Source organism: Pseudomonas sp. UF-293 (assembly GCF_058245595.1).
Genome location: NZ_JBSICA010000005.1, coordinates 117,856 through 138,012 on the forward strand (window position 1 = coordinate 117,856; position 20,157 = coordinate 138,012).

Sequence of the window (20,157 nt, forward strand, 5' to 3'; positions counted from 1 at the left end):
TCAGCGCGTCGAGCGGTCATCACAATAAAAACAAGAGGAATCACCCAGATGCTCAGATCTCTGTTCAGCGCACTTGCCTGCGCTTTGGCGGTAAGCAGCATGAACCCGGCCATGGCGGCAGACCCGGTGATCATCAAGTTCTCGCATGTGGTCGCTGACCAGACGCCCAAGGGGCAAGGTGCGTTGCTGTTCAAGAAACTGGTCGAGGAACGCTTGCCGGGCAAGGTCAAGGTCGAGGTGTATCCCAACTCCTCGCTCTTTGGTGATGGCAAGGAAATGGAAGCGCTGTTGCTCGGCGATGTGCAGATGATTGCGCCGTCGCTGGCCAAGTTCGAGCAGTACACCAAGACCGTGCAGCTGTTCGACCTGCCCTTCCTCTTCAATGACATCAACGCTGTCGACCGTTTTCAACTGAGCCCGCAGGGTCAGGGCCTGCTCAAATCCATGGAAAGCAAAAACATCACCGGCCTGGCTTATTGGCACAACGGCATGAAACAACTGTCGGCCAACAAGCCACTGCGTGTGCCCGCTGATGCGCGCGGCCTGAAGTTCCGCGTGCAGGCCTCGGCGGTGCTGGAAGAGCAGTTCAAGGCGGTGCGCGCCAATCCGCGCAAGATGAGTTTTGCCGAGGTTTATCAAGGCCTGCAGACCGGTGTGGTCAACGGGGCGGAGAATCCTTACTCGAACATCTACAGCCAGAAGATGCATGAAGTGCAGAAATACATCACCGAATCCAACCACGGTGTACTGGACTACATGCTGATCACCAACACCAAATTCTGGAACGGCCTGCCACCCGACGTGCGCAGCGAACTGGACAAGATTGTCGTGGAAGTCACCACTCACGTGAACAAGGAAGCCCAGCAACTGAACGAGGGTGACAAGCAACGCATCCTTGCCGCCAAAACCACGGAAATCATCACGCTTACGCCAGAAGAACGTGCGCAATGGCGCGATGCGATGAAACCGGTCTGGAAGAAGTTCGAAGGCGAAATCGGCCCTGAGTTGATCTCTGCTGCCGAAGCCGCAAACCAGGCGCAATAATCGCAAGGCAGGCGCCGCCAAGTCGGCGCCTGCCCGTCTTCACTCGACGTGAGATGCCATCCATGAAAGCGCTTCGGCGAATCTGGGAACACTTCGAGGAAGGCTTCATCGTCTTCCTTCTGGCGGCCATGACCCTCGTCACGTTTGTCTACGTGATCCTCAATAACTTCTACAGTCAGTTTTACTGGCTCGCCGATCATTGGCCGGCAGCGAGTGTCCCGCTGTTCGCCGTGGGCGATCAGATCATGGGCATGGCGCAGGCCATGACCTGGAGCACAGCCCTGACCAAAGCGCTGTTCGGCTGGCTGATTTTTTTCGGCCTGGCTTATGGCGTGCGTACCGCCGGGCATATCGGTGTCGACGCACTGGTCAAACTGGCACGCAGATCGGTGCAGCGCTACATCGGCATCCTCGCCTGCCTCTGCTGCCTGGCCTACGCGGGACTGCTCGGCGTCGCCAGCTTCGAATGGATTGAAACCTTGATGAACGCCGGTATCGGCGCCGAGGATCTCGGCCATTTCGGCGTCATGCAATGGCATGTCGGGTTGATCGTGCCGCTGGGCTTCGCGCTGGTGTTCATCCGCTTCGCTGAAATTCTCCTGCGCATCCTGCTCAACCGTCAGACCGGCCTCGGGCTGGCCGATGAAGCGGCCGACGCGCTGAAACTAGCCGAACACGAGGATGACAAGCCATGACCATCGCCTTCCTGTTCGTGGCCCTGTTCGCCTTGATGTTCATCGGCGTGCCGATCGCCATTTCACTGGGGCTGGCCGGCTCCCTGACGATCATTTTCTTCAGTCCCGACTCGGTGCGCTCGCTGGCGATCAAACTGTTCGAGACCTCGGAACACTACACGCTGCTGGCCATTCCGTTCTTCCTGCTGGCCGGGGCCTTCATGACCACCGGTGGCGTCGCCCGCCGGCTGATCGACTTCGCCAACGCCTGTGTCGGGCATATTCGCGGCGGCCTGGCCATTGCGGCGGTGCTGGCCTGCATGCTGTTTGCCGCACTCTCCGGTTCAAGTCCCGCCACGGTCGCTGCGGTGGGCTCGATTGCGATTGCCGGAATGGTCCGCTCCGGCTACCCGCAGGCCTTCGGCGCCGGGATCATCTGCAACGCCGGTACGCTGGGCATCCTGATCCCGCCGTCGATTGTGATGGTGGTTTACGCCGCCGCGACAGAAACCTCCGTGGGCAAGCTGTTCATGGCCGGCGTGGTGCCTGGCCTGCTGCTGGGCACCGCTTTGATGGTGGCGATCTACATCGTCGCGGTGAAGAAAAATCTCCCCGCCTTGCCGCGTGCAACGCTTCGCGAGTTTCTGAGCACGGCACGCAAGGCAATCTGGGGCCTGTTGCTGATGGTGATCATCCTCGGCGGCATCTATTCGGGCATGTTCACCCCGACCGAAGCTGCCGCAGTGGCAGCCGTCTATTCGGCCTTCATCGCTTTGTTCGTCTACAAGGATCTGACCTTTCGCGAGACCCCCAAGGTTCTGCTCGACTCGGCCAAGCTGAGCATCATGCTGATGTTCATCATTGCCAACGCCATGCTGTTCGCCCACGTGCTGACCACCGAACAGTTACCTCAACAAATCACTGCCTGGGTGATCGACGCCGGCCTGACGCCGGTGACGTTCCTGCTGGTGGTCAACATTGTGCTGTTGATTGCCGGCGCGTTCATGGAACCGTCAGCGATCATCCTGATCCTGGCGCCCATCCTTTTCCCTATCGCGATGAAACTGGGCATCGATCCGATTCACCTCGGCATCATCATGGTGGTCAACCTTGAGATCGGCCTGATCACGCCACCGGTGGGCCTGAACCTGTTCGTGACCTCGGCGGTAACCGGCATGTCCTTGCCCGCCACGGTTAAAGCCGCGATGCCCTGGTTGTCGATTCTGCTGTTGTTCCTGATCCTGATTACCTACGTACCCTGGATCTCACTGGTGCTGCCGAACTGGCTGGGGATGAACTGAAGTGGCGATCACGTTCAGCCGGGATCGACTAAAGTGCAATCACTCTGCTTAAAACCATAACAAGACGGAGAAGTGCTCCCATGCGAGTCAAAACACGCTTTGCCCTGCTGGCCGCCGCCACGCTGACCCTTAGCAGTGCTGCGCAGGCGGCGCCCGTGTTCATCAATATCCTCACCGGCGGAACCAGCGGGGTTTACTACCCGATCGGGGTCGGCCTGTCGCAAATCTACAGCGACGGCATTGCCGGCTCGAAGACATCGGTGCAGGCCACTAAAGCGTCGGTAGAAAACCTCAACCTGCTACAGGCCGGTCGCGGCGAATTGGCCCTGGCTTTGGGCGACTCAGTCGCCGACGCCAAAAACGGCGTGGAAGACGCCGGTTTCAAAGCACCACTGACCAAATTGCGCGCCTTGGGCGGCGCCTATCCCAATTACATTCAAATCGTCGCCAGCCAGGAGTCGGGGATCAAAACCCTCGCCGATCTCAAGGGCAAGACCATTTCGGTCGGTGCGCCCAAATCCGGCACCGAATTGAATGCGCGGGCGATATTCAAAGCGGCCGGCCTGACCTACGAGGACATGGGCAAGGTGCAATATCTGCCGTTTGCCGAATCGGTGGAATTGATCAAGAACCGGCAATTGGATGCCACCCTGCAATCGTCGGGGCTGGGCATGGCCGCCATCCGTGACCTGGCTTCGGTGATGCCGCTGAACTACGTGGCTATCCCGAGCGAAGTGGTGGCAAAAATCGGCAATCCGGCCTATCAGAGCGCAATGATCCCGGCCAACACCTACGACGGACAGGCCGAAGCCGTGCCTACCGTGGCAATCACCAATATTCTGGTGACCCGCGCCGACCTGCCGGATGACGTCGTCTATGGCATGACCCGCCTGCTGTTCGACAACCTGACGCGCCTGGGCAACTCCCATTCGGCGGCCAAGGACATCAAGCTGGAAGCGGCTGCGAAAAACCTGCCGATCGCGCTGCACCCCGGCGCCGAACGCTACTACAAGGAAAAAGGCGCGTTATAAGCGCTTGTGCGCAGTGGCGTGACGGCCACTGCAGCGTCGATTCCTTTGTGTGGTCATGAGGAAGGCAGCCAATGAGTGACGAGCATCACGGTATTTCCGCGAACCCACGGGACTGGCCGAAAACCCTGTTTTACGTAGCGTTGCTGTTCTCGATTTTCCAGATCGTCACCGCAGCCTTCTCACCTCTCTCCAGCCAGGTGCTGCGTGCGGTGCACGTCGGCTTCCTGCTGTGGGTGGTGTTTCTCAGTTATCCCGCACGCGGCACAGACCGTCCGTGGCAACCGCTGGCGTGGCTGCTGAGCCTGGCCGCTATCGCTACCGCGCTGTATCAATGGGTGTTCGAGGCCGACCTGATCCAGCGTTCCGGTGATCTGACGTCGGCCGATCTGGTTATCGGCATCGTGTTGATTGCTCTGGTATTCGAAGCCGCGCGACGGGTGATGGGCATCGCGCTGCCGGTGATTTGCGGGTTGTTCCTGGCGTACGGCCTGTTCGGGGAATACCTGCCAGGCGAACTGGCCCATCGCGGCTACGGTTTCGACCAGATCATCAACCAGCTGTCCTTCGGCACCGAAGGGTTGTACGGCACGCCGACCTACGTATCGGCGACCTACATTTTCCTGTTCATCCTGTTTGGCGCTTTCCTCGAGCAGGCCGGCATGATCAAGCTGTTCACCGACTTCGCCATGGGCTTGTTCGGTCACAAGCTGGGAGGCCCGGCAAAAGTGGCCGTGGCCTCGTCGGCGTTGATGGGGACGATCACCGGCTCCGGGATCGCCAACGTCGTGACCACCGGGCAATTCACCATTCCGCTGATGAAGCGCTTTGGCTATCGCGCCGCGTTCGCCGGCGGCGTGGAAGCCACCTCCAGCATGGGCAGCCAGATCATGCCTCCAGTGATGGGCGCGGTCGCCTTCATCATGGCTGAAACCATCAATGTGCCCTTCGTCGAGATCGCCAAGGCGGCGCTGATTCCGGCCCTGCTGTATTTCGGTTCGGTGTTCTGGATGGTCCATCTGGAAGCCAAGCGCTCCAACCTCAAGGGCTTGCCCAAAGACCAATGCCCCAGCGCATGGGGCGCGGTGAAAACCAGCTGGTATTTGCTGATTCCTCTGCTGGTTCTGGTTTACCTGCTGTTTTCCGGGCGCACACCGCTGTTCTCGGGCATGGTCGGCCTGGCATTGACCGCCATCGTGATTCTCGGCTCGGCGATCATTTTCAGGGTGCACAGCTTTGGCCTGCGTTGTGCTTTCTGGATTGCCCTGGGCGTGCTCTGCACAGGTTTTTTCCAGCTCGGCATCGCGGTGATTTTTGCGGTCATTGCCGTCCTGGTGCTGGTCTGCGCTTTCATCAAGGGCGGTCGTGAAACACTGCTGATCTGCCTGCGCGCGCTGGTCGAGGGCGCCCGCCACGCGGTACCGGTGGGCATCGCCTGCGCACTGGTCGGTGTCATTATCGGCATCGTTTCGCTCACCGGCGTCGCTTCGACGTTCGCTGGCTACATTCTCGCCATCGGCCGCGACAACCTGCTGCTGTCGCTGATCCTGACGATGATCACCTGCCTGGTGCTGGGGATGGGCATTCCGACCATTCCCAACTACATCATCACCAGCTCGATCGCAGCGCCCGCCCTGCTGGAGCTGGGCGTGCCACTGATCGTGTCGCACATGTTCGTGTTCTACTTCGGCATCCTCGCCGACCTGACCCCGCCGGTCGCCCTCGCCTGCTTTGCCGCCGCACCGATCGCCAAGGAAAGCGGCTTCAAGATCAGCCTGTGGGCCGTGCGCATTGCGCTGGCAGGTTTCGTCATCCCGTTCATGGCGGTCTACAACCCGGCCCTGATGCTGCAAGGCGACAACTTGTGGGCGACTGCCTACATGCTGATCAAGACTCTTCTGGCGGTTGGTCTGTGGGGCATGGCGTCTACCGGTTTTCTACAACAGAAAATGCTGCTTTGGGAACGAGTGCTCAGTCTCGGCGCCGGCGCCCTGTTGATCGTGGCACTGCCGGTGACCGATGAAATCGGCTTCGCACTCGGGATTCTGGTCATCGTGCAACACCTCTGGCGCTCACGGCGCGCAGCAGCGGTCAATGCATGATCGGCTTGTGCCTGGGTCTGGCCGGCAGCATTTGGGCCCAGTTGCCGGTAACGAATTTCACCTTGGCATGGAACCACAGCATCGAAAAAATCCGTTGGGAAGAAGACTACAGCGTCACGGCCCAAGGCCTGGTTCTGCAGGAGGCCAGGGTTCGCGGCAACGGCGCTGGCATGGAGATACCCGACGATGCTCGGCTGGAGAACGGCAGTTGGCATTTCCGACGCCACTTGCCGCCGCTGCAACCACTGCAATTGGGCCGAACCCCGCAGGCCGGCGATTACCAGTTATGCATGGACGGCAAGTGCGAATTGGTCAGCCGATGGGTTGGGCCGGCTAGTATCAGCCAGCCGTTTTTGCAGTTGTGGAGTTGCGAAATGACCACGCTATCGGCATCGCATGATGGTTAGCCAGGAAACCGTGGCGAGCTGTCGCCAACATCGCCACGTTGCGCGGATTACTTGTGCGCCAGCAGCGCCTTGCGTGCAGCCTTGGCGTGTTTCATGGCAGCGATTTCCCGCTCGCACGCTTCGACATCGAAGGAGTTGTCCCACTTGGCAATGGCGATGGTGCCGATGCCGTTGCCAATCAGGTTGGTCACCGCTCGCGCCTCGTTGAGGAAGCGGTCGATGCCCAACAGCAACACCAGGCCCACCAGAGGTATCGAGTGAATGGTGGTGAGGGTCGCCGCCAGGGTCACGAACCCTGCTCCCGCCACACCGGCCGAGCCCTTGGAGGTCAGCAGGAACACGCCGAGCAGGATCATTTGATCCATGAACGTCAGCGGCGTGTTGGTCGCCTGGGCAATGAAGATCGCCGCCATGGTCAGGTAGATGCAGGTGCCGTCCGCGTTGAAGGTATAGCCCGTCGGCAGGACCATGCCGACCACGGATTTCTTGCAGCCGAGCTTCTCCAGTTTGACCATCATTCGCGGCAGTACCGCTTCGGTCGAGCAGGTGCCCAGCGTGATCAGGATTTCATCCTTGAAGTAGCGCAGAAACTGCATCAGCGGCATGCCCGACCATCGCGCCACCGCGCCCAGTACGACGACGATGAAAATCAGCGTGGTGATGTACAGCGCGACCAGCAACTGCCCCAGCGACAGCAAGGTGCCGATGCCGTATTTGCCGATGGTGAATGCCATGCCGGCCCCCGCACCCAGCGGCGCCAGACGCATGACCATCGCGACGATTTTGAACAGACCTTGCAGGAACAGATCGATGGTGTTGATCAGCGGTTTGCTGGTTTCGCCCATTTGCACCAAGGCGACGCCCATCAGCACCGACAACAGAATCACTTGCAGCATGACGCCATTGGAGAAAGCGCCGAGAAAGGTATGCGGGATGATATTGAGGAAGAACTCGACCAGACCGCCCTGCTCACTCGCCGCCTGGCTGTATTTGTTGACAGCACTGCCATCGAGGGTACTGGCGTTGATGTTCATGCCGGCGCCGGGCTTGACCACGTTGACTACGATCAGGCCGACCACCAGAGCGATGGTGGAAAGAATCTCGAAGTAGATCAGCGCTTTCACACCGATGCGGCCGACCTCCTTGATACTACCCATCTTGGCGATACCGACCACTACCGTGCCGAAAATGATCGGCGCCAGGAGCATCTTGATCAGCTTGATGAAACCGTCGGCAAACGGCTGGAGCTTGGCGCCGATGTCGGGCACGAAGTAACCGATGGCAGCGCCGATGACGATGCCGATCAGCACTTGCACATAGAGCTGGCTGTACCAGCGCGATTTTGAAGTTTCCACGGAAGCACCTCATTTTATTGTTGTGGTGGGCATGTGGCTTTGGCGTCGCGGACGACGCCTGAAGCTGCGGCCTCAGAAATCGAGGCCGCAGATGAAACTGAATCAGCCCTCGCCCAATTCACGCATGACGGCATACAGCGCAGATTTGGCTTCGAAGCCGACCCCCGGAATATCCGGCAGCCCGACGTAGCCGTTTTCCACGCGGATGCCATCGGCAAACCCGCCGAATGGCTGGAACACGTCCGGATACGATTCGTTGCCGCCCAGGTGCAGACCGGCAGCGATGTTCAGCGACATCTGGTGACCACCATGCGGCACCACGCGGCGCGAGGACCAACCCAGCTCTTCCATCACTTTCAGGGTGCGCATGTACTCGACGAGTCCGTAGGACAGCGCACAGTCGAATTGCAGGTAATCTCGGTCAGGGCGCATGCCGCCGTGGCGCAACAGGTTGCGGGCGTCCTGGTGAGAGAACAGGTTTTCCCCAGTGGCCATCGGCAGTTCGTAGTGATTGGCCAGCTCGGCCTGGAGCGCATAATCCAGCGGGTCGCCGACTTCTTCGTACCAGAACAGGTTGTACTTCTTGATCGCTTCGGCGTAGGCGATACCGGTCTGCAGATCGAAGCGGCCGTTGGCGTCGACCGCCAGGCGCTGGCCGTCGCCCACCACTTCGAGCACCGCCTCAATGCGGCGGATATCTTCGTCCAGCGGCACCGCGCCAATCTTCATCTTGACCACGTCGTAGCCACGATCCAGATAGCTCTGCATTTCGGCCTTGAGCTTGGTCTGGTCCTTGCCCGGATAGTAATAACCACCCGCCGCATACACCCAGACTTTGTCATCGGCGACGCCGTTGCGATAACGATCGGCGAGCAGGCGATACAGCGGTTTGCCTTCGATCTTCGCCACCGCATCCCACACCGCCATATCGATGGTGCCGACCGCTACCGAACGCTCGCCGTGCCCGCCCGGTTTTTCGTTGGTCATCAGGGTTTTCCAGATGGCGAACGGATCGAGGTTATTGTTCTCGTGATCGATCAGGGTCTCCGGGTCGGCCTCGGTGATTCGCGCCAGAAAACGATCGCGCATCAACGCGCCCTGGCCGTAGCGACCGTTGGAGTTGAAGCCGTAACCGATGACCGGTTTGCCGTCGCGGATCACGTCGGTAATGACCGCGACGATCGAGCAGGTCATCTTCGAAAAATCGATGTAGGCATTGGCGATCGGGGAAGCGATGGAGACGGTTTTTTCACGGATATCGACGATACGCATGACGGGTTCCTCTTGTTGTGGTGACCCAACGTTATGCGTTGCGACGACACCCGCCCAATGCTATTAATGCCGCGCCCTATGCACAGGAGGCATTGCCCTTGGAACTGGTTTGGCTTGAGGATTTTTCAGCGCTGGCCGAGTACGGCAGCTTTGTCCGGGCCGCCGAAGCGCGCCATGTGACGCAGCCGGCGTTCAGTCGCCGAGTGCGCTCGCTGGAGAACTGGATGGGGGTGGAGTTGTTCGTGCGCACCCCGCAAGGCGCGACGCTGACCGAGGCCGGCCGGCAGATTCTGCCCAGTGCGCAGGAAGCGGCCAGACGCCTTTACCGCATGCGCTCCGAGGCGCAGGAAGTGGCGGGCATGGCGGCGAAAACCCTGCAGTTTGCCGCCACTCATTCGCTGTCATTCACCTTCTTCCCACGCTGGTTGCGCAGCGCCGAGAATGGCGCGCCAATCGACGCGGTTCGCCTGCACTCCGACAGCATGGCCGTGTGCGAACAGATGTTGATTCATGGCCAGGTGCAGTTCCTGCTGTGCCATCGTCATCCTGACGTTCCGCCGTTGCTGGCGCCTGATCAGTTCATTGGCAAGAAGGTCGGCGAAGACGTGCTCGTGCCGCTGGCAAGTGCTTCAGCCCAGTTCGACACTTCCCCTGAAACCCTGCCCTATCTGGCCTATACCCACGAATCCGGTCTGGGCCGAATCGTCGCCCACAGGCTGCACGGCAAGGCCGATTATCTGCATTTGAAACCGCTGTTCAGCAGCCATCTGGCGGCAGTGCTGATGTCGATGGCGCTGGAAAGCAAAGGCGTGGCCTGGCTGCCGAAAAGCCTGACCGAGCAGGAAATGGCCGACGGGCGCCTGGTCAGGGCGCTGGATGAAAGCTGGGACATTCCATTGGAAATCCATCTGACTCGCCCGACGGCACCGATCAGTCATTCGGCCGAGGAATTCTGGGCGAAGCTGGGTGGGTGATGTTGACTCAGGCTAGCGTGAGGGGCTTTCGACTGTTGAGCTTTTTATTTCCAGTCATGCCACGGTCAGCCCCGTCCACTGCTCCGAAACCGCCCAAAGTCGCTCAGCCAGTTCAGCATCCGCCGCCCATTGCGCAACGCCCTTGCGGCCCGCTTCAGGTTGATTGATCGGCGCAACATTGCAGTCTTCGCAATACACGCCACCCAAATCCGCAAGCGCCGCGCTGGTCGCACACCACAACCCCGTCGCGGCGCCCTGCTCCAGCGTTTTCAGCCCGTTGTGGGCATCCAGCCGTGGCCGGCCCTGCTCGTCCAGGGCATCGAATGCGGCGAGTTCCGCCGTGCTCAAGTGCCGTGCCAGATCCGTCAGAATCTGCCCCGGATGCAATGAGAACGCACGAACGCCATGACTGCGTCCGCGCCGATCCAGCGCGATGGCAAACAAGGCATTGGCTGTTTTCGACTGACCATACGCGACCCATTTGTCATACGGCCGTTGCGAGAAATCAATGTCGTCAAAGTCCAGCCCGGCAATCTGATGCCCGCGCGAGGACACTGACAGCACCCGCGCCTGCCCAGCCTTGGCCAGCGCCGGCCAGAGGCCGCAGGTCAGGCGATAGTGGCCCAAGTGATTGGTCGCGAACTGGCTTTCATGGCCATCGGCATCGCGCAGCAACGGCGCGGCCATGACTCCGGCGCAGTTGATCAGCAATGACACTGGCTGCCCCGCGCTGACCACGCTTTGGCTGAACGCCGCCACCGATTCAGCCTGCATCAGGTCCATGGGCGTCACGCGGACACCTTCAACACCGGCCAATGCCACCTCTGCCCGCGCCGTATCTCTGGCCGGCACGATGACTTGCGCGCCCGCCGCCGCGAGGCTTTTCACCGTCAGCAGACCCAGGCCGGAATAGCCGCCGGAGACCACAGCGAGCTGCCCGCGCAGATCGATGCCGGCCATGACTTCAGCCGCTGTGCTCGCGGCGTTGAACGGTGATTCCACAGGTTGTTGGAGCGTAGTCATGAGCGTTAATCCTGAGTGAGCTATCGAAGGTCTTCATTCTTGGCTAAGCTCTACGGACGAACCAGTCTTATAAATCCAGGTTTCTGTCGTGATCATCCAAAATCCTGCTGGCGATCCGCTTTCTGCCGTATTGGCGCTCTCGGAACTGCGCGCAGCCTGCTCGGTTCGGCTACAGGCTGGCGGCGTGTGGGCGCTGCGTTTTCAACCCATCGAACTGAAATTCAACGTGGTGCGACGAGGCGAATGCTGGTTGCGCATGCAGCGCTTGCCGGCGCAGTTGCTGCGGGCCGGCGACTGTTTTGTGGTGTCGCGCACGCCGTTCATTCTGGCCAGCGGCGCCGACGTCGAGGCGGTGAATGCAGCGGATGTTTTCGCCCATGACGGCGCCTCGGCGACCTTTGGCGTCGGCGAGGAAGTCGAGCTGCTGGGAGGCAGCGTGTCGCTCTCAGGTCCAGGCGCAACAGAGCTGCTCGATGTGCTGCCCGCCTCGCTGATCATTCGTGCCGAAACCGCAGGCGCCTCGTCGTTCGGTTGGCTGCTTGATGAACTGGGCCGCGAGTGGCCATCACATCAGGCCGGCTCGCAGGCGATGTGCAACGACCTGCTGCGGCTGATCTTCATCCATGCGCTGCGCCATCACATAAACAGCGCGGATGCCGAACAACTGGCCTGGCTGGGCGGGCTGCGGGAACCGGCGCTTGCCGGCGTCTTGCGCGCCGTTCACGGTGCTCCGGAAAAGCCCTGGCGACTCACGCAAATGGCCGAGATTGCCTGCATGTCGCGCTCCGGTTTCGCTGCGCTGTTCAAGACACGCATGGGTCTGGCGCCGGTCGAATACGCCACGCGCTGGCGGATGCGCGTGGCCGCGTTTCGCTTGCGCAATGGTCGGGACACTGTGGCGACTGTCGCCGCTTCACTGGGCTATCTGTCCGACGCGGCGTTTGGCGCTGCCTTCCGCCGAGTCCACGGAATATCGCCGGGGCAATACCGGCGCGACCCACTCCTGTAGCCCAACGATCGAGGTTATGATCGCGCCAACCGCCGCCAAGGACATCCGCCGATGCCTGCCATGAAAACCCGCCCTAGCCCCGCGCCACTGCTCAAGCCCGACGAAACTGTGGTGCTGTTCGACGGCGTGTGCAAACTGTGCAACGGCTGGGCGCGCTTTCTGATTCGCCATGACCGCCAGCGCCGTGTGCGGCTGGCGGCGGTGCAATCGCCCGAGGGCCAGGCCTTGCTGGCATGGGCCGGTCTGCCGCTGGATGAGTTCGACACCATGGCGGTGATTCGCGACCGGCATTACTGGGAGCGCTCGGATGCATTCCTGGAAGTGGTCGGGCAACTGCCGGGACGCTGGCAGCCGCTGAAACTGCTGCGAGTCTTCCCGCGCGGCCTGCGCGATTGGGCTTACGATCGCATTGCGCTAAATCGCTATCGACTGTTCGGCAGGTACGACACTTGCCTGCTACCAACAGCGGATCACGAAAGCCGTTTTCTAAAGGCCCACGGCTGACCCGAGCAGTTGCAGCGGCGTCATCTTCGTCACCATCATCAGCACGATGACAAACATCCCGGCGAACCCGGCAATGCCCATCCAGAACCACCAGCGGTAAGTGCTCGCGTAGCGATCATCCAGCGACTGGCCAGCCTCGCCCGCGCTCAGCGCCATGCTCTGCAAACGCTTTTGCAATACCAGCACCGGCAGCCACAACGCGCCCACACAGAAGAAAATGATCAGCGAAGTCAGCAGCCATTCAGTGCTCATCGAAAGCCCGGAAAGCCGCATCAGCAGATAGCCAGTGATGACCTGCACGAACCCGGCGGGCGTGGTGATCCACGTATCGAAACGCACGACCATCCGCGCGACATGGGCGATCACTTGCGGGTTGCGGGTGCGGCTGGCGGCGATCAGGTACAGATAGGAGCCCATGCCGAAACCAAAGAGGAAAATCGCTGCGATCACATGCAAATACTTCAGACAGAGATAGAGCATCTCAACGCTGCCCATCGGAGAATTGAACCGACAGGCTCAAGTTGGCCGGATCGTTGATTGCTGCCAGATATTCCTCGACGCTGATTTCGCCAACACACGGCCGCGCGCCAGATTGCGGCACGTAACCCCGAGCCATTTTTGTAGCAAGGGCGACGGCGGCGCAGCTGGGGATTTCCGGGCCTTTGTCATTCAGTGCGGTGAGTTGAGCGGTCATGCTCAGCGGCTGGCCATCGACAGCAATGCCGCGAACATCGATGTACATCGCGCTTTTGCCATCACCGAAGCGTTCGAACCCGGTGCCCAGTCGATGCAAGCGCGCCGCCCAGCGCACGTGATCGCGCACCACACCGAAGCGCAAGGCTTGCGCCAGCACGGCATTGGCGACGCCGCCGAGCTTCAGGCCGGCGCCAGCCTTGAAGCGCAGCGTCTGTGCGCCATAGCGGCGAGCGAAAATATCCATGTCCGGCACATCGACATTGGCCAGCACCCGCGTGCCCAGTTGCGGCATGCTGCGCAGGGTCAGATCGAGCCAGCCCAGTACTTCGTGTACCTGGCCGTTCTTCAATTGTTTGATCGGCTTACCGGCATAGGCGAGCACGCCCTCGACCGTGGACAGCCCCGGCATTTTCGCCGAGGAAGAAATGCCATGCTCGATCGAGTCGATTCGCGCAAAACGCTGGCGCTGCTGATCGATGATTGCTGAAGACAAGGTCGGCACTGAACTGCAACCACTGAGCACCGCCACACCAGCCTCCTTGGCGCGGGCGTCGAGCACATGAATGCCGTTGACGAAGGTGCGGCAGTCAGACAGATCGCAGTAATTGACCCCGGCACTGATGCAGCTTTCAGCCACTGCGTAGGATTGCCCCTGAAACGGCCCGCCGGTGTGCACCACCAACTGAACATTCAACTCTCGCAACGCCGCTTGAAAACCTGCGCCCATTGCATCACCGCACCACCCTTCACAAGCTCGGCCCGATTGCGCTTGCAGCTCAGCGACCTTGCCCTGCAACTTGCGCGCATCGCGGCCCGACAGCAGCAGTTCAATCTCTGGCATGAGCGCCAGATGCCGACAAACGATACTGCCGAAATTGCCGTAACCACCGACAACCATCACCCTGAATGCCATTGCCCTTTCCCTGTTTCAGCCCAAACGTGTGGCGCAGAGGATATAGGGCGCAGCCGCAATGAGACATTTATTTTGCAACGGGTATCACGGCGTCCGCTTGTCCCGGGCAAAAAGAATGAACCCAACGCCCCTCTCGTCGCCTAACGCACAGACCATCAGGAGGTAAGCCTATGCAAATCGAAACCGTGTGGATCGTATTGGCGGTCATTCTCGTGCTGATCGAGCTTTGGGCCATCAACCGGGTGCGTAAAAGCGAGGGAAAATCGAGCAATAAAGGCGTGTGGATCGTGCTGATCGTGTTCGTGCCGCTGTTCGGCCTGATCGCCTGGGCGTTGGCGGGGCCCAAGCATATCGGGCGCGTTTCGCCATCCCAGGCTAACCGGTGAAGCGCCGGCCCTGGCCCTTTTTCAAGCATCACCACAGCCCGGCTTTGCCGGGCTTGTTATATGCAATGTCCGTCGCGCGGATATCTTGCAGCCTGCACGAAGGCGTTATGCCTGCTTCGGCGACAGCCCTTGATTTACGCGGGTTGCGCTTGATCGGCGAGTTGGCATGAGTCATGCGACAGCCTCTTCCTGAATACACAGCAGCGCGTAAAAAGAACGCTGTGTTCAATACGTGAAAAGCAGAGGCCTCAAAAAATGAATGCCATCGACCTTCTCAAAGCCGACCATGAAAAAGTAAAAGGCATCCTCAGCCAACTGAGCGAGTCCACCGACCGTGCGCTGAAAAAACGCGTCGAGTTGCTGGGCAAACTGGAAATGGAAATCACCATCCATACCCGTCTCGAAGAAGAGATTCTCTACCCTGCGTTCAAGGAAGCCGGCAGCAAGGAAGAAGACATCATGTACTACGAAGCCAAGGAAGAGCACCGCACCGTGGATTCGCTGGTGCTGCCTGATCTGAAAGAAACCGATCCAGGCTCACCGGAATTCGCCGGTCGCGTCAAAGTGGTCAAGGAACTGCTGGAGCATCACATCGAAGAGGAAGAAGAGGAGATGTTCCCCAAAGCGCAGAAGCTTCTCGGCAAAGCCAAGCTCGAAGAGCTGGGCGCACAGATGGAAGCCATGAAGGCGAGCCACAAAAAGGAAATGGCGGCCAACAAGATTGCCGCTTGAAGTGCTGAAGACACCGAGGCCCGGCAGCGATGCCGGGCTTTTTTGTGCGCCCGAAATGGATCTCGCTGCCGCACTGGATTTGTGAGTGTTCAGGAATTTTGGGGCAAGCCACTGGGTTTTGGGTGTTCAGAATTTTGAGGCAAGCCAGTGGGTTTTGGGTGTTCAGGAATTTCCGGGCAAACCACAAAACCTGTGGGAGTGGGCTTGCCCACGAAGGCGTCAGGTCAATCAGATCATCTACGACTGACACTCCGCTTTCGCGAGCAAGCCCGCTCCCACACTGGATTTTTGGGTGTTCAGGAATTTTTGGGGCAAACCACAAAACCTGTGGGAGTGGGCTTGCCCACGAAGGCGTCAGGTCAATCAGATCATCTATGACTGACACTGCGCTTTCGCGAGCAAGCCCGCTCCCACACTGGATTTGTGGGTGTTCAGGAATTTTTGGGGCAAGCCACTGGTTTTTTGGGTGTTCAGAATTTTGAGGCAAGCCACTGGGTTTTTGGGTGTCAGGAATTTCCGGGCAAACCACGAAACCGGTGGGAGTGGGCTTGCCCACGAAGGCGTCAGGTCAATCAGATCATCTATGACTGACACTGCGCTTTCGCGATTAGGCTCGCTCCCACTGGCGCAGTGTCAGTGCTGATGCAGGTTGTGGTCAGAGGCCCCAAGGGGGTCCGGGATCGAATTTCGCTTCGATCCACTCCTTGAACGCCACCACCACCGCCGCTGGAAACCGCGATGACGGCCTGACCAGATAGACGCCGCCCGCCGAATCCAGATGCCAGTCGGGCAACACGCGAATCAACCGCCCTGCCGTCAGATCGCGGCTCATGAGCCAGTCGCCGGCGCCGAGTATCCCGGCGTCGGCGCGGGCGGCGGCGAGCAGGGATTCGCTGTCGCTGGCGGTCAGGTGGCCGTGTGGCGTGAGGGTCTGTACCTCGTTGCCGCGATGCAGACGCCACAAAGGGAACGACGCCAGCCCGCTGAAGCGCAGGCAATTGTGCTGCAGCAGGTCCTGCGGGGTTTGCGGCATGCCGTGCGCCTCGAGGTACGCCGGTGACGCGCAGAGAATCCGGCGATGGTCACTGAGCTTCTTCGCGATCAGCCGATTGTCGTCCAGTTCGCCGATGCGAATGGAAGCGTCGAAGCCCTGCTCGATGATGTCGACCAGGCCTTCGCTGTAATCGGCGACCAACGAAACGTGCGGATGGGCCTTGAGAAATTCCGGCAGCAGCGGCCCCAGCCATAACCGCCCCATCGCCGCCGGCAACGCCAGACGCAAGGTGCCGCGCACTTCGCTGGCGCCCTGCACCGCTTGCTGCTGCGCTTCGTTCATCAACTCGACGGCCGCGCGCAGACGCTGTTCGAGTTGCAGGCCAGCCTCGGTGATACGCACGTGTCGTGTCGAGCGCTCCACCAGCCGCACGCCCAGTCGCTTTTCCATTGCCGCAAGGCGCTTGGAAACGATGGTCGGATGACGCTGCAACAAACGGCCCGCCGCGACAAACGAACCTTGCGCGGCGACGGCCAGGAAAGCAGCGATTTCATCGCTGTGCGGGTTGCTCAGAACATCCAGATTCATGGTTTTAAAATGATCGCCCCTGATGATCGGCCTGCCTCGAGATCGGCATGCGCTTGTGCCGCGTCAGCCAATGAATAACGCGCGCGGATTTGCGGCGTGATGATACCGGCGGCCACGGCGGCCAGCACATCTTGTGCGCGCTCCTGATATTCGGCTGTCGTAGCAGTGTGCGCGGCCAGCGATGGACGCGTCAGGAACAGTGAACCCTTGGCGTTCAGCGTGGCCATTTCCACCGCCGCCGGCGCGCCGGTCTGCGCGCCGAACGAGACCATCAATCCACGCGGGCGCAAGCTGTTCAGCGAGGCCTGAAAAGACACCCGGCCAATCGGGTCATACACCACGTCGACCTTGCGCCCCTCGGTGATACGCAACACATCGGCGGCTAGGGTCTCGGCATTGAACACCAGCACTTCGTCACAGCCCGACGCGCGCGCCTTGTCGACACTGGCCTGTTTCGACACCACACCGATCACCGTCGCGCCAAGGTGTTTGGCCCACGGCGCCATGATTTCCCCCAGACCACCCGCGACGCCGTAAAGCAGCATCGTCGTGCCCGGCCCGACCGGGTAGGTCGCCTTCAGCAGGTACTGCGCGGTGATGCCTTTGAACAGCACCGCCGCTGCATCTTCGAACGACAGCTCATCAGGGATTTTTACCAATCGCTCCGCCGGGAACAGCCGCGCCGAGGCGTAACCGCCCAACGGGCCAGTGGCGTAAGCGACCCGATCACCGACGCGCACGTGGCTCACACCGGCACCGACAGCCGCAACCCGGCCCGCACCTTCCAGACCCAGCCCCGACGGCAACGCCACCGGCACCGCGCCTTTGCGCTGGGTGACATCGAGGTAATTGACGCCAACCGCCGCTTGCTCCAGCCAGACCTCGCCGGGACCAGGGTTTTGCTCGCTGAAAGTCTGCAATTGCAGGACGTCCGGAGCGCCCGTTTCGGTGAAGCGGATTGCGTTGGCCATGGTCATCTCCATTCATTCGTCAAGCGTTGAGCTCCAGTCTGAAAGCTCAGAACTCAACGAACAACCCAGCCTGAATGCAGTTCATTGCTGCACCTGATGCAGCTATGCGCGCATAAAAAAAGGAGCGGCACGTGCTGCCACTCCTCTTGGAAAAATCAATCGAAAGCGCCGTTGAGCACCTCGTAGATCAGCCCGGTGGCCAGCGCAACGAGAATCAGGTCGGTACCCACCTGTTGCCATTCGTAGCCGTCATAGTGCGGCAAATGGCCGAGCAGACGCCCGTCCAGTTTCTTGGCGATGCCCGGTGGCAGCGGTTTGCCCCGCGCCAGATTCTTCTGAATGCCCGGCGGCAGCGGTGGCCCCGGATTCCAGTATTCGCCGCGATAGCCGTCGACGATGCCGAGGATATTGCCGCGATCGAAACTCGGGCCGCCACCATTGCCAGAGTGTTGCAGGCCTTTGTTGCCATTGCCTTGGCCGCCCCCTCCCTGTTTGCCGTGATCCTGCATGTTCTGCGGTTTGCCCTTGCCGTTGCCCTGGCCGCCTTGGCCACCCTGCCCCTTGCCATTGCCGGGGTCGGCCAATGCGGTCGTGCTGCCGATCACAAGCGCGAGGCAAGACAACGCGGTCATCAATCTGCGAGCTTTTCTCATGTGCGATTCCTTCGGTGGGGGGATGCTCTTGAGTATGGGCGAATGTGCTCAGCTTAGTGGATTTCTTCTTGCTGACCACTCGGCCTTGCGTCAGGATTCCCACCCTCTCCACCCTGATCGAAAAAACATGAATCGCCAAAAGAAGCTGCAGCAGTTGTTCAAGGAAAAAGCCAAAAAGGCCAACGCCAAACTGGCGCCGAAAAAGCCCAAATACATCTGCAAGGCCGATCGCCTGAAGCTGGAAGCCGAAGCTGCGCAGGCGTCGGCCGAGAACACCGAAACCTGACTCAGGCTGTCTGCCGCGACGTCAGCCAGGTCATTAGTGCCGCCAGCACCAGCAATGCCGCGCTGGCGAAAAAGGTCAGCCGATAACCGCTGCCGTCGAACAGCAAACCACCGACAGTCGAGCCCGAAGCGATCGACAATTGCACCACCGCCACCATCAGCCCACCGCCGGCTTCGGCATCGTCGGGCAGCGTGCGCGCCAGCCATGACCACCAGCCTACCGGCGCCGCCGTCGCGATCAATCCCCACAAGCCCAGCAACACGAACGCTGCCAGCACTGAACTGCCCAGCCCGATCAGCGCCACGGCGATCATCGCCATCAACAACGGAATGGCGATCACCACTCTGTACAGACCTGACTTCAGCACCGACCCGATGATCACAGTGCCGATAAACCCGGCCACACCAATGACCAGCAAAATCATCGACAGCACCGAAACATCTACCCGGGTCACGGTCTCCAGAAACGGCCGCAGGTAAGTGAACAGAACAAATTGGCCCATGAAGAACAGCCCGGCGCCGAGCATGCCGAATGCCACCCGGCGGTTTTTCAGCAAGGCGAAGACATTGCCTGCACTCGCCTTGCGTGGCGCGGCGGGGAGCGCGGGCAAGCTGATCCACTGCCAGAGAAGCGCTATCAACGCCACCGGTATCAGGCAGAAAAACGCCCCGCGCCAGCCAATCACACTGCCCAGATAACTGCCCAACGGCGCCGCCACAACGGTCGCCAAAGCATTGCCGCCGTTAAAAATTGCCAGTGCCTTGGGCACGCTGGCCGATGGCACCAGACGCATGGCCAGTGCCGCCGACATCGACCAGAAGCCGCCAATTACTACGCCGATCAATGCGCGGCCAATCATGTACACCGTGTAGTTGGGCGCCAGACCAACGACCAGCCCGGACGCGCACATCAACGCCGTCAACAGCAGCAACAAGCGCTTGCGATCCATCGAGCCGGCGAGCCTGGCGATCGTCAGACTGGTCAGCACCGCGAAGGCGCCGGAAATGGCGATGCCGTAACCGGCCAAACCTTCGCTGATGCTCAGGTCCGTCGCCATCGGCGTGAGCAGACTGACCGGCATGAATTCGGAAGCGATCAGCGCGAAGACGCACAAGGTCATCGCGAACACGCCGCTCCAGTACGCCGGTTGCTCGCCGGCTGTGGACGCGCCCATGGACTGGGCTGTCGGGTTATCAATTACTTGGGCCGTCATGAAAAACCTGTTTTGGAGAAGATTTGAGCGAA

Annotated in this window: 22 protein-coding genes; 12 read left to right on the forward strand and 10 right to left on the reverse strand. The window is 60.4% G+C overall.

Annotation, left to right across the window (positions count from 1 at the left end; translation table 11 throughout):
• Positions 1-48: 48 nt before the first annotated feature.
• The 6 genes from dctP (at position 49) to AC4IHP_RS08425 (ending at position 6,556) form a co-directional block, all read left to right on the forward strand.
• On the forward strand, positions 49-1,044 hold the full coding sequence (gene dctP / locus AC4IHP_RS08400; protein ID WP_434768609.1) for a C4-dicarboxylate TRAP substrate-binding protein DctP: 996 nt from the start codon (positions 49-51) through the stop codon (positions 1,042-1,044).
• Between the two features lie 62 nt (positions 1,045-1,106).
• A complete protein-coding gene (locus AC4IHP_RS08405; RefSeq protein ID WP_490831436.1) occupies positions 1,107-1,739 on the forward strand; it encodes a TRAP transporter small permease in 633 nt (210 codons plus the stop codon).
• Complete coding sequence (gene dctM, locus AC4IHP_RS08410) at positions 1,736-3,019, forward strand: C4-dicarboxylate TRAP transporter large permease protein DctM (protein ID WP_016774319.1); 1,284 nt, start codon at positions 1,736-1,738, stop codon at positions 3,017-3,019. The genes AC4IHP_RS08405 and dctM overlap by 4 nt, the downstream gene beginning before the upstream one ends.
• Before the next feature lie 80 nt (positions 3,020-3,099).
• The gene (locus AC4IHP_RS08415) at positions 3,100-4,050 is read left to right on the forward strand and encodes a TAXI family TRAP transporter solute-binding subunit (RefSeq protein WP_490831437.1); all 951 of its coding nucleotides are present in this window, start codon (positions 3,100-3,102) and stop codon (positions 4,048-4,050) included.
• Positions 4,051-4,121: 71 nt separating this feature from the next.
• On the forward strand, positions 4,122-6,149 hold the full coding sequence (locus AC4IHP_RS08420) for a TRAP transporter permease (RefSeq protein ID WP_490831438.1): 2,028 nt from the start codon (positions 4,122-4,124) through the stop codon (positions 6,147-6,149).
• Complete coding sequence (locus AC4IHP_RS08425; protein WP_490831439.1) at positions 6,146-6,556, forward strand: DUF1850 domain-containing protein; 411 nt, start codon at positions 6,146-6,148, stop codon at positions 6,554-6,556. The genes AC4IHP_RS08420 and AC4IHP_RS08425 overlap by 4 nt, the downstream gene beginning before the upstream one ends.
• 47 nt (positions 6,557-6,603) lie before the next feature.
• Here the strand turns inward: AC4IHP_RS08425 and dctA are convergent, their stop codons facing one another.
• Together dctA and AC4IHP_RS08435 are read right to left on the reverse strand one after the other, a co-directional pair.
• Entirely contained in the window at positions 6,604-7,911 is a 1,308-nt protein-coding gene (gene dctA, locus AC4IHP_RS08430; protein ID WP_490831440.1) for a C4-dicarboxylate transporter DctA, read from the reverse strand.
• 102 nt (positions 7,912-8,013) lie between these two features.
• Positions 8,014-9,183, reverse strand: coding sequence for a mandelate racemase/muconate lactonizing enzyme family protein (locus tag AC4IHP_RS08435; protein WP_490831441.1), 1,170 nt, complete (start codon positions 9,181-9,183; stop codon positions 8,014-8,016).
• A 98-nt stretch (positions 9,184-9,281) separates the two neighbouring features.
• On the opposite strand from AC4IHP_RS08435, the gene AC4IHP_RS08440 reads away from it, so the two are divergent.
• Positions 9,282-10,157: a LysR family transcriptional regulator gene (locus tag AC4IHP_RS08440; RefSeq protein ID WP_460118502.1), complete on the forward strand. Its 876-nt coding sequence runs from the start codon at positions 9,282-9,284 to the stop codon at positions 10,155-10,157.
• 54 nt (positions 10,158-10,211) lie between these two features.
• On the opposite strand, the gene AC4IHP_RS08445 is transcribed toward AC4IHP_RS08440, so the two are convergent.
• On the reverse strand, positions 10,212-11,180 hold the full coding sequence (locus tag AC4IHP_RS08445; protein ID WP_490831442.1) for an oxidoreductase: 969 nt from the start codon (positions 11,178-11,180) through the stop codon (positions 10,212-10,214).
• 88 nt (positions 11,181-11,268) lie between these two features.
• Between AC4IHP_RS08445 and AC4IHP_RS08450 the strand changes: the two genes are divergently transcribed.
• Together AC4IHP_RS08450 and AC4IHP_RS08455 are read left to right on the forward strand one after the other, a co-directional pair.
• Positions 11,269-12,189 (forward strand): AraC family transcriptional regulator, encoded by a 921-nt coding sequence (locus AC4IHP_RS08450; protein WP_490831443.1) that lies wholly within the window; start codon positions 11,269-11,271, stop codon positions 12,187-12,189.
• A 51-nt stretch (positions 12,190-12,240) separates the two neighbouring features.
• Positions 12,241-12,693 carry a thiol-disulfide oxidoreductase DCC family protein gene (locus tag AC4IHP_RS08455; RefSeq protein WP_460118495.1) on the forward strand — a complete coding sequence of 151 codons (453 nt, stop codon included), beginning with the start codon at positions 12,241-12,243 and terminating at the stop codon, positions 12,691-12,693.
• Here AC4IHP_RS08455 and AC4IHP_RS08460 read toward each other — a convergent pair.
• Together AC4IHP_RS08460 and AC4IHP_RS08465 are read right to left on the reverse strand one after the other, a co-directional pair.
• A complete protein-coding gene (locus tag AC4IHP_RS08460) occupies positions 12,676-13,173 on the reverse strand; it encodes a DUF2269 family protein (RefSeq protein ID WP_460118493.1) in 498 nt (165 codons plus the stop codon). The two genes, AC4IHP_RS08455 and AC4IHP_RS08460, sit on opposite strands and share 18 nt — an antisense overlap.
• Before the next feature lies 1 nt (position 13,174).
• Positions 13,175-14,302, reverse strand: a complete 1,128-nt coding sequence (locus tag AC4IHP_RS08465; RefSeq protein ID WP_490831444.1) for a saccharopine dehydrogenase family protein — start codon at positions 14,300-14,302, stop codon at positions 13,175-13,177.
• A gap of 170 nt (positions 14,303-14,472) precedes the next feature.
• On the opposite strand from AC4IHP_RS08465, the gene AC4IHP_RS08470 reads away from it, so the two are divergent.
• On the forward strand, positions 14,473-14,688 hold the full coding sequence (locus AC4IHP_RS08470; RefSeq protein WP_460118489.1) for a PLD nuclease N-terminal domain-containing protein: 216 nt from the start codon (positions 14,473-14,475) through the stop codon (positions 14,686-14,688).
• Between the two features lie 28 nt (positions 14,689-14,716).
• On the opposite strand, the gene AC4IHP_RS08475 is transcribed toward AC4IHP_RS08470, so the two are convergent.
• Positions 14,717-14,863 carry a hypothetical protein gene (locus AC4IHP_RS08475; protein ID WP_490831445.1) on the reverse strand — a complete coding sequence of 49 codons (147 nt, stop codon included), beginning with the start codon at positions 14,861-14,863 and terminating at the stop codon, positions 14,717-14,719.
• An 80-nt stretch (positions 14,864-14,943) separates the two neighbouring features.
• Between AC4IHP_RS08475 and AC4IHP_RS08480 the strand changes: the two genes are divergently transcribed.
• The gene (locus AC4IHP_RS08480) at positions 14,944-15,420 is read left to right on the forward strand and encodes a PA2171 family ribosome-binding persister protein (protein ID WP_490831446.1); all 477 of its coding nucleotides are present in this window, start codon (positions 14,944-14,946) and stop codon (positions 15,418-15,420) included.
• Positions 15,421-16,075: 655 nt separating this feature from the next.
• On the opposite strand, the gene AC4IHP_RS08485 is transcribed toward AC4IHP_RS08480, so the two are convergent.
• The 3 genes from AC4IHP_RS08485 to AC4IHP_RS08495 all read right to left on the reverse strand — a co-directional run bounded on the left by AC4IHP_RS08485 (position 16,076) and on the right by AC4IHP_RS08495 (position 18,626).
• Positions 16,076-17,002 carry a LysR family transcriptional regulator gene (locus AC4IHP_RS08485; protein WP_490831447.1) on the reverse strand — a complete coding sequence of 309 codons (927 nt, stop codon included), beginning with the start codon at positions 17,000-17,002 and terminating at the stop codon, positions 16,076-16,078.
• The gene (locus AC4IHP_RS08490; protein WP_490831448.1) at positions 16,999-17,973 is read right to left on the reverse strand and encodes a quinone oxidoreductase family protein; all 975 of its coding nucleotides are present in this window, start codon (positions 17,971-17,973) and stop codon (positions 16,999-17,001) included. Before AC4IHP_RS08490 ends, AC4IHP_RS08485 begins: the two co-directional genes overlap by 4 nt.
• A 155-nt stretch (positions 17,974-18,128) precedes the next feature.
• Positions 18,129-18,626: an anti-virulence regulator CigR family protein gene (locus AC4IHP_RS08495; protein WP_490831449.1), complete on the reverse strand. Its 498-nt coding sequence runs from the start codon at positions 18,624-18,626 to the stop codon at positions 18,129-18,131.
• Positions 18,627-18,753: 127 nt separating this feature from the next.
• Between AC4IHP_RS08495 and AC4IHP_RS08500 the strand changes: the two genes are divergently transcribed.
• The gene (locus AC4IHP_RS08500; RefSeq protein ID WP_490831450.1) at positions 18,754-18,912 is read left to right on the forward strand and encodes a DUF2986 domain-containing protein; all 159 of its coding nucleotides are present in this window, start codon (positions 18,754-18,756) and stop codon (positions 18,910-18,912) included.
• A gap of 1 nt (position 18,913) precedes the next feature.
• Here AC4IHP_RS08500 and AC4IHP_RS08505 read toward each other — a convergent pair whose 3' ends face one another.
• Positions 18,914-20,125 carry an MFS transporter gene (locus tag AC4IHP_RS08505; protein ID WP_490831451.1) on the reverse strand — a complete coding sequence of 404 codons (1,212 nt, stop codon included), beginning with the start codon at positions 20,123-20,125 and terminating at the stop codon, positions 18,914-18,916.
• Between the last annotated feature and the right edge of the window lie 32 nt (positions 20,126-20,157).

What these genes read in the sequence shown, in the direction of transcription:
- dctP (WP_434768609.1), top strand. Translation starts at nt 49, where the DNA reads ATGCTCAGATCTCTGTTCAGCGCACTTGCCTGCGCTTTGGCGGTAAGC.
- AC4IHP_RS08405 (WP_490831436.1), top strand. Translation starts at nt 1,107, where the DNA reads ATGAAAGCGCTTCGGCGAATCTGGGAACACTTCGAGGAAGGCTTCATC.
- dctM (WP_016774319.1), top strand. Translation starts at nt 1,736, where the DNA reads ATGACCATCGCCTTCCTGTTCGTGGCCCTGTTCGCCTTGATGTTCATC.
- AC4IHP_RS08415 (WP_490831437.1), top strand. Translation starts at nt 3,100, where the DNA reads ATGCGAGTCAAAACACGCTTTGCCCTGCTGGCCGCCGCCACGCTGACC.
- AC4IHP_RS08420 (WP_490831438.1), top strand. Translation starts at nt 4,122, where the DNA reads ATGAGTGACGAGCATCACGGTATTTCCGCGAACCCACGGGACTGGCCG.
- AC4IHP_RS08425 (WP_490831439.1), top strand. Translation starts at nt 6,146, where the DNA reads ATGATCGGCTTGTGCCTGGGTCTGGCCGGCAGCATTTGGGCCCAGTTG.
- AC4IHP_RS08435 (WP_490831441.1), bottom strand. Translation starts at nt 9,183, where the DNA reads ATGCGTATCGTCGATATCCGTGAAAAAACCGTCTCCATCGCTTCCCCG.
- AC4IHP_RS08445 (WP_490831442.1), bottom strand. Translation starts at nt 11,180, where the DNA reads ATGACTACGCTCCAACAACCTGTGGAATCACCGTTCAACGCCGCGAGC.
- AC4IHP_RS08455 (WP_460118495.1), top strand. Translation starts at nt 12,241, where the DNA reads ATGCCTGCCATGAAAACCCGCCCTAGCCCCGCGCCACTGCTCAAGCCC.
- AC4IHP_RS08460 (WP_460118493.1), bottom strand. Translation starts at nt 13,173, where the DNA reads ATGCTCTATCTCTGTCTGAAGTATTTGCATGTGATCGCAGCGATTTTC.
- AC4IHP_RS08465 (WP_490831444.1), bottom strand. Translation starts at nt 14,302, where the DNA reads ATGGCATTCAGGGTGATGGTTGTCGGTGGTTACGGCAATTTCGGCAGT.
- AC4IHP_RS08470 (WP_460118489.1), top strand. Translation starts at nt 14,473, where the DNA reads ATGCAAATCGAAACCGTGTGGATCGTATTGGCGGTCATTCTCGTGCTG.
- AC4IHP_RS08475 (WP_490831445.1), bottom strand. Translation starts at nt 14,863, where the DNA reads ATGACTCATGCCAACTCGCCGATCAAGCGCAACCCGCGTAAATCAAGG.
- AC4IHP_RS08480 (WP_490831446.1), top strand. Translation starts at nt 14,944, where the DNA reads ATGAATGCCATCGACCTTCTCAAAGCCGACCATGAAAAAGTAAAAGGC.
- AC4IHP_RS08485 (WP_490831447.1), bottom strand. Translation starts at nt 17,002, where the DNA reads ATGAATCTGGATGTTCTGAGCAACCCGCACAGCGATGAAATCGCTGCT.
- AC4IHP_RS08490 (WP_490831448.1), bottom strand. Translation starts at nt 17,973, where the DNA reads ATGGCCAACGCAATCCGCTTCACCGAAACGGGCGCTCCGGACGTCCTG.
- AC4IHP_RS08495 (WP_490831449.1), bottom strand. Translation starts at nt 18,626, where the DNA reads ATGAGAAAAGCTCGCAGATTGATGACCGCGTTGTCTTGCCTCGCGCTT.
- AC4IHP_RS08500 (WP_490831450.1), top strand. Translation starts at nt 18,754, where the DNA reads ATGAATCGCCAAAAGAAGCTGCAGCAGTTGTTCAAGGAAAAAGCCAAA.
- AC4IHP_RS08505 (WP_490831451.1), bottom strand. Translation starts at nt 20,125, where the DNA reads ATGACGGCCCAAGTAATTGATAACCCGACAGCCCAGTCCATGGGCGCG.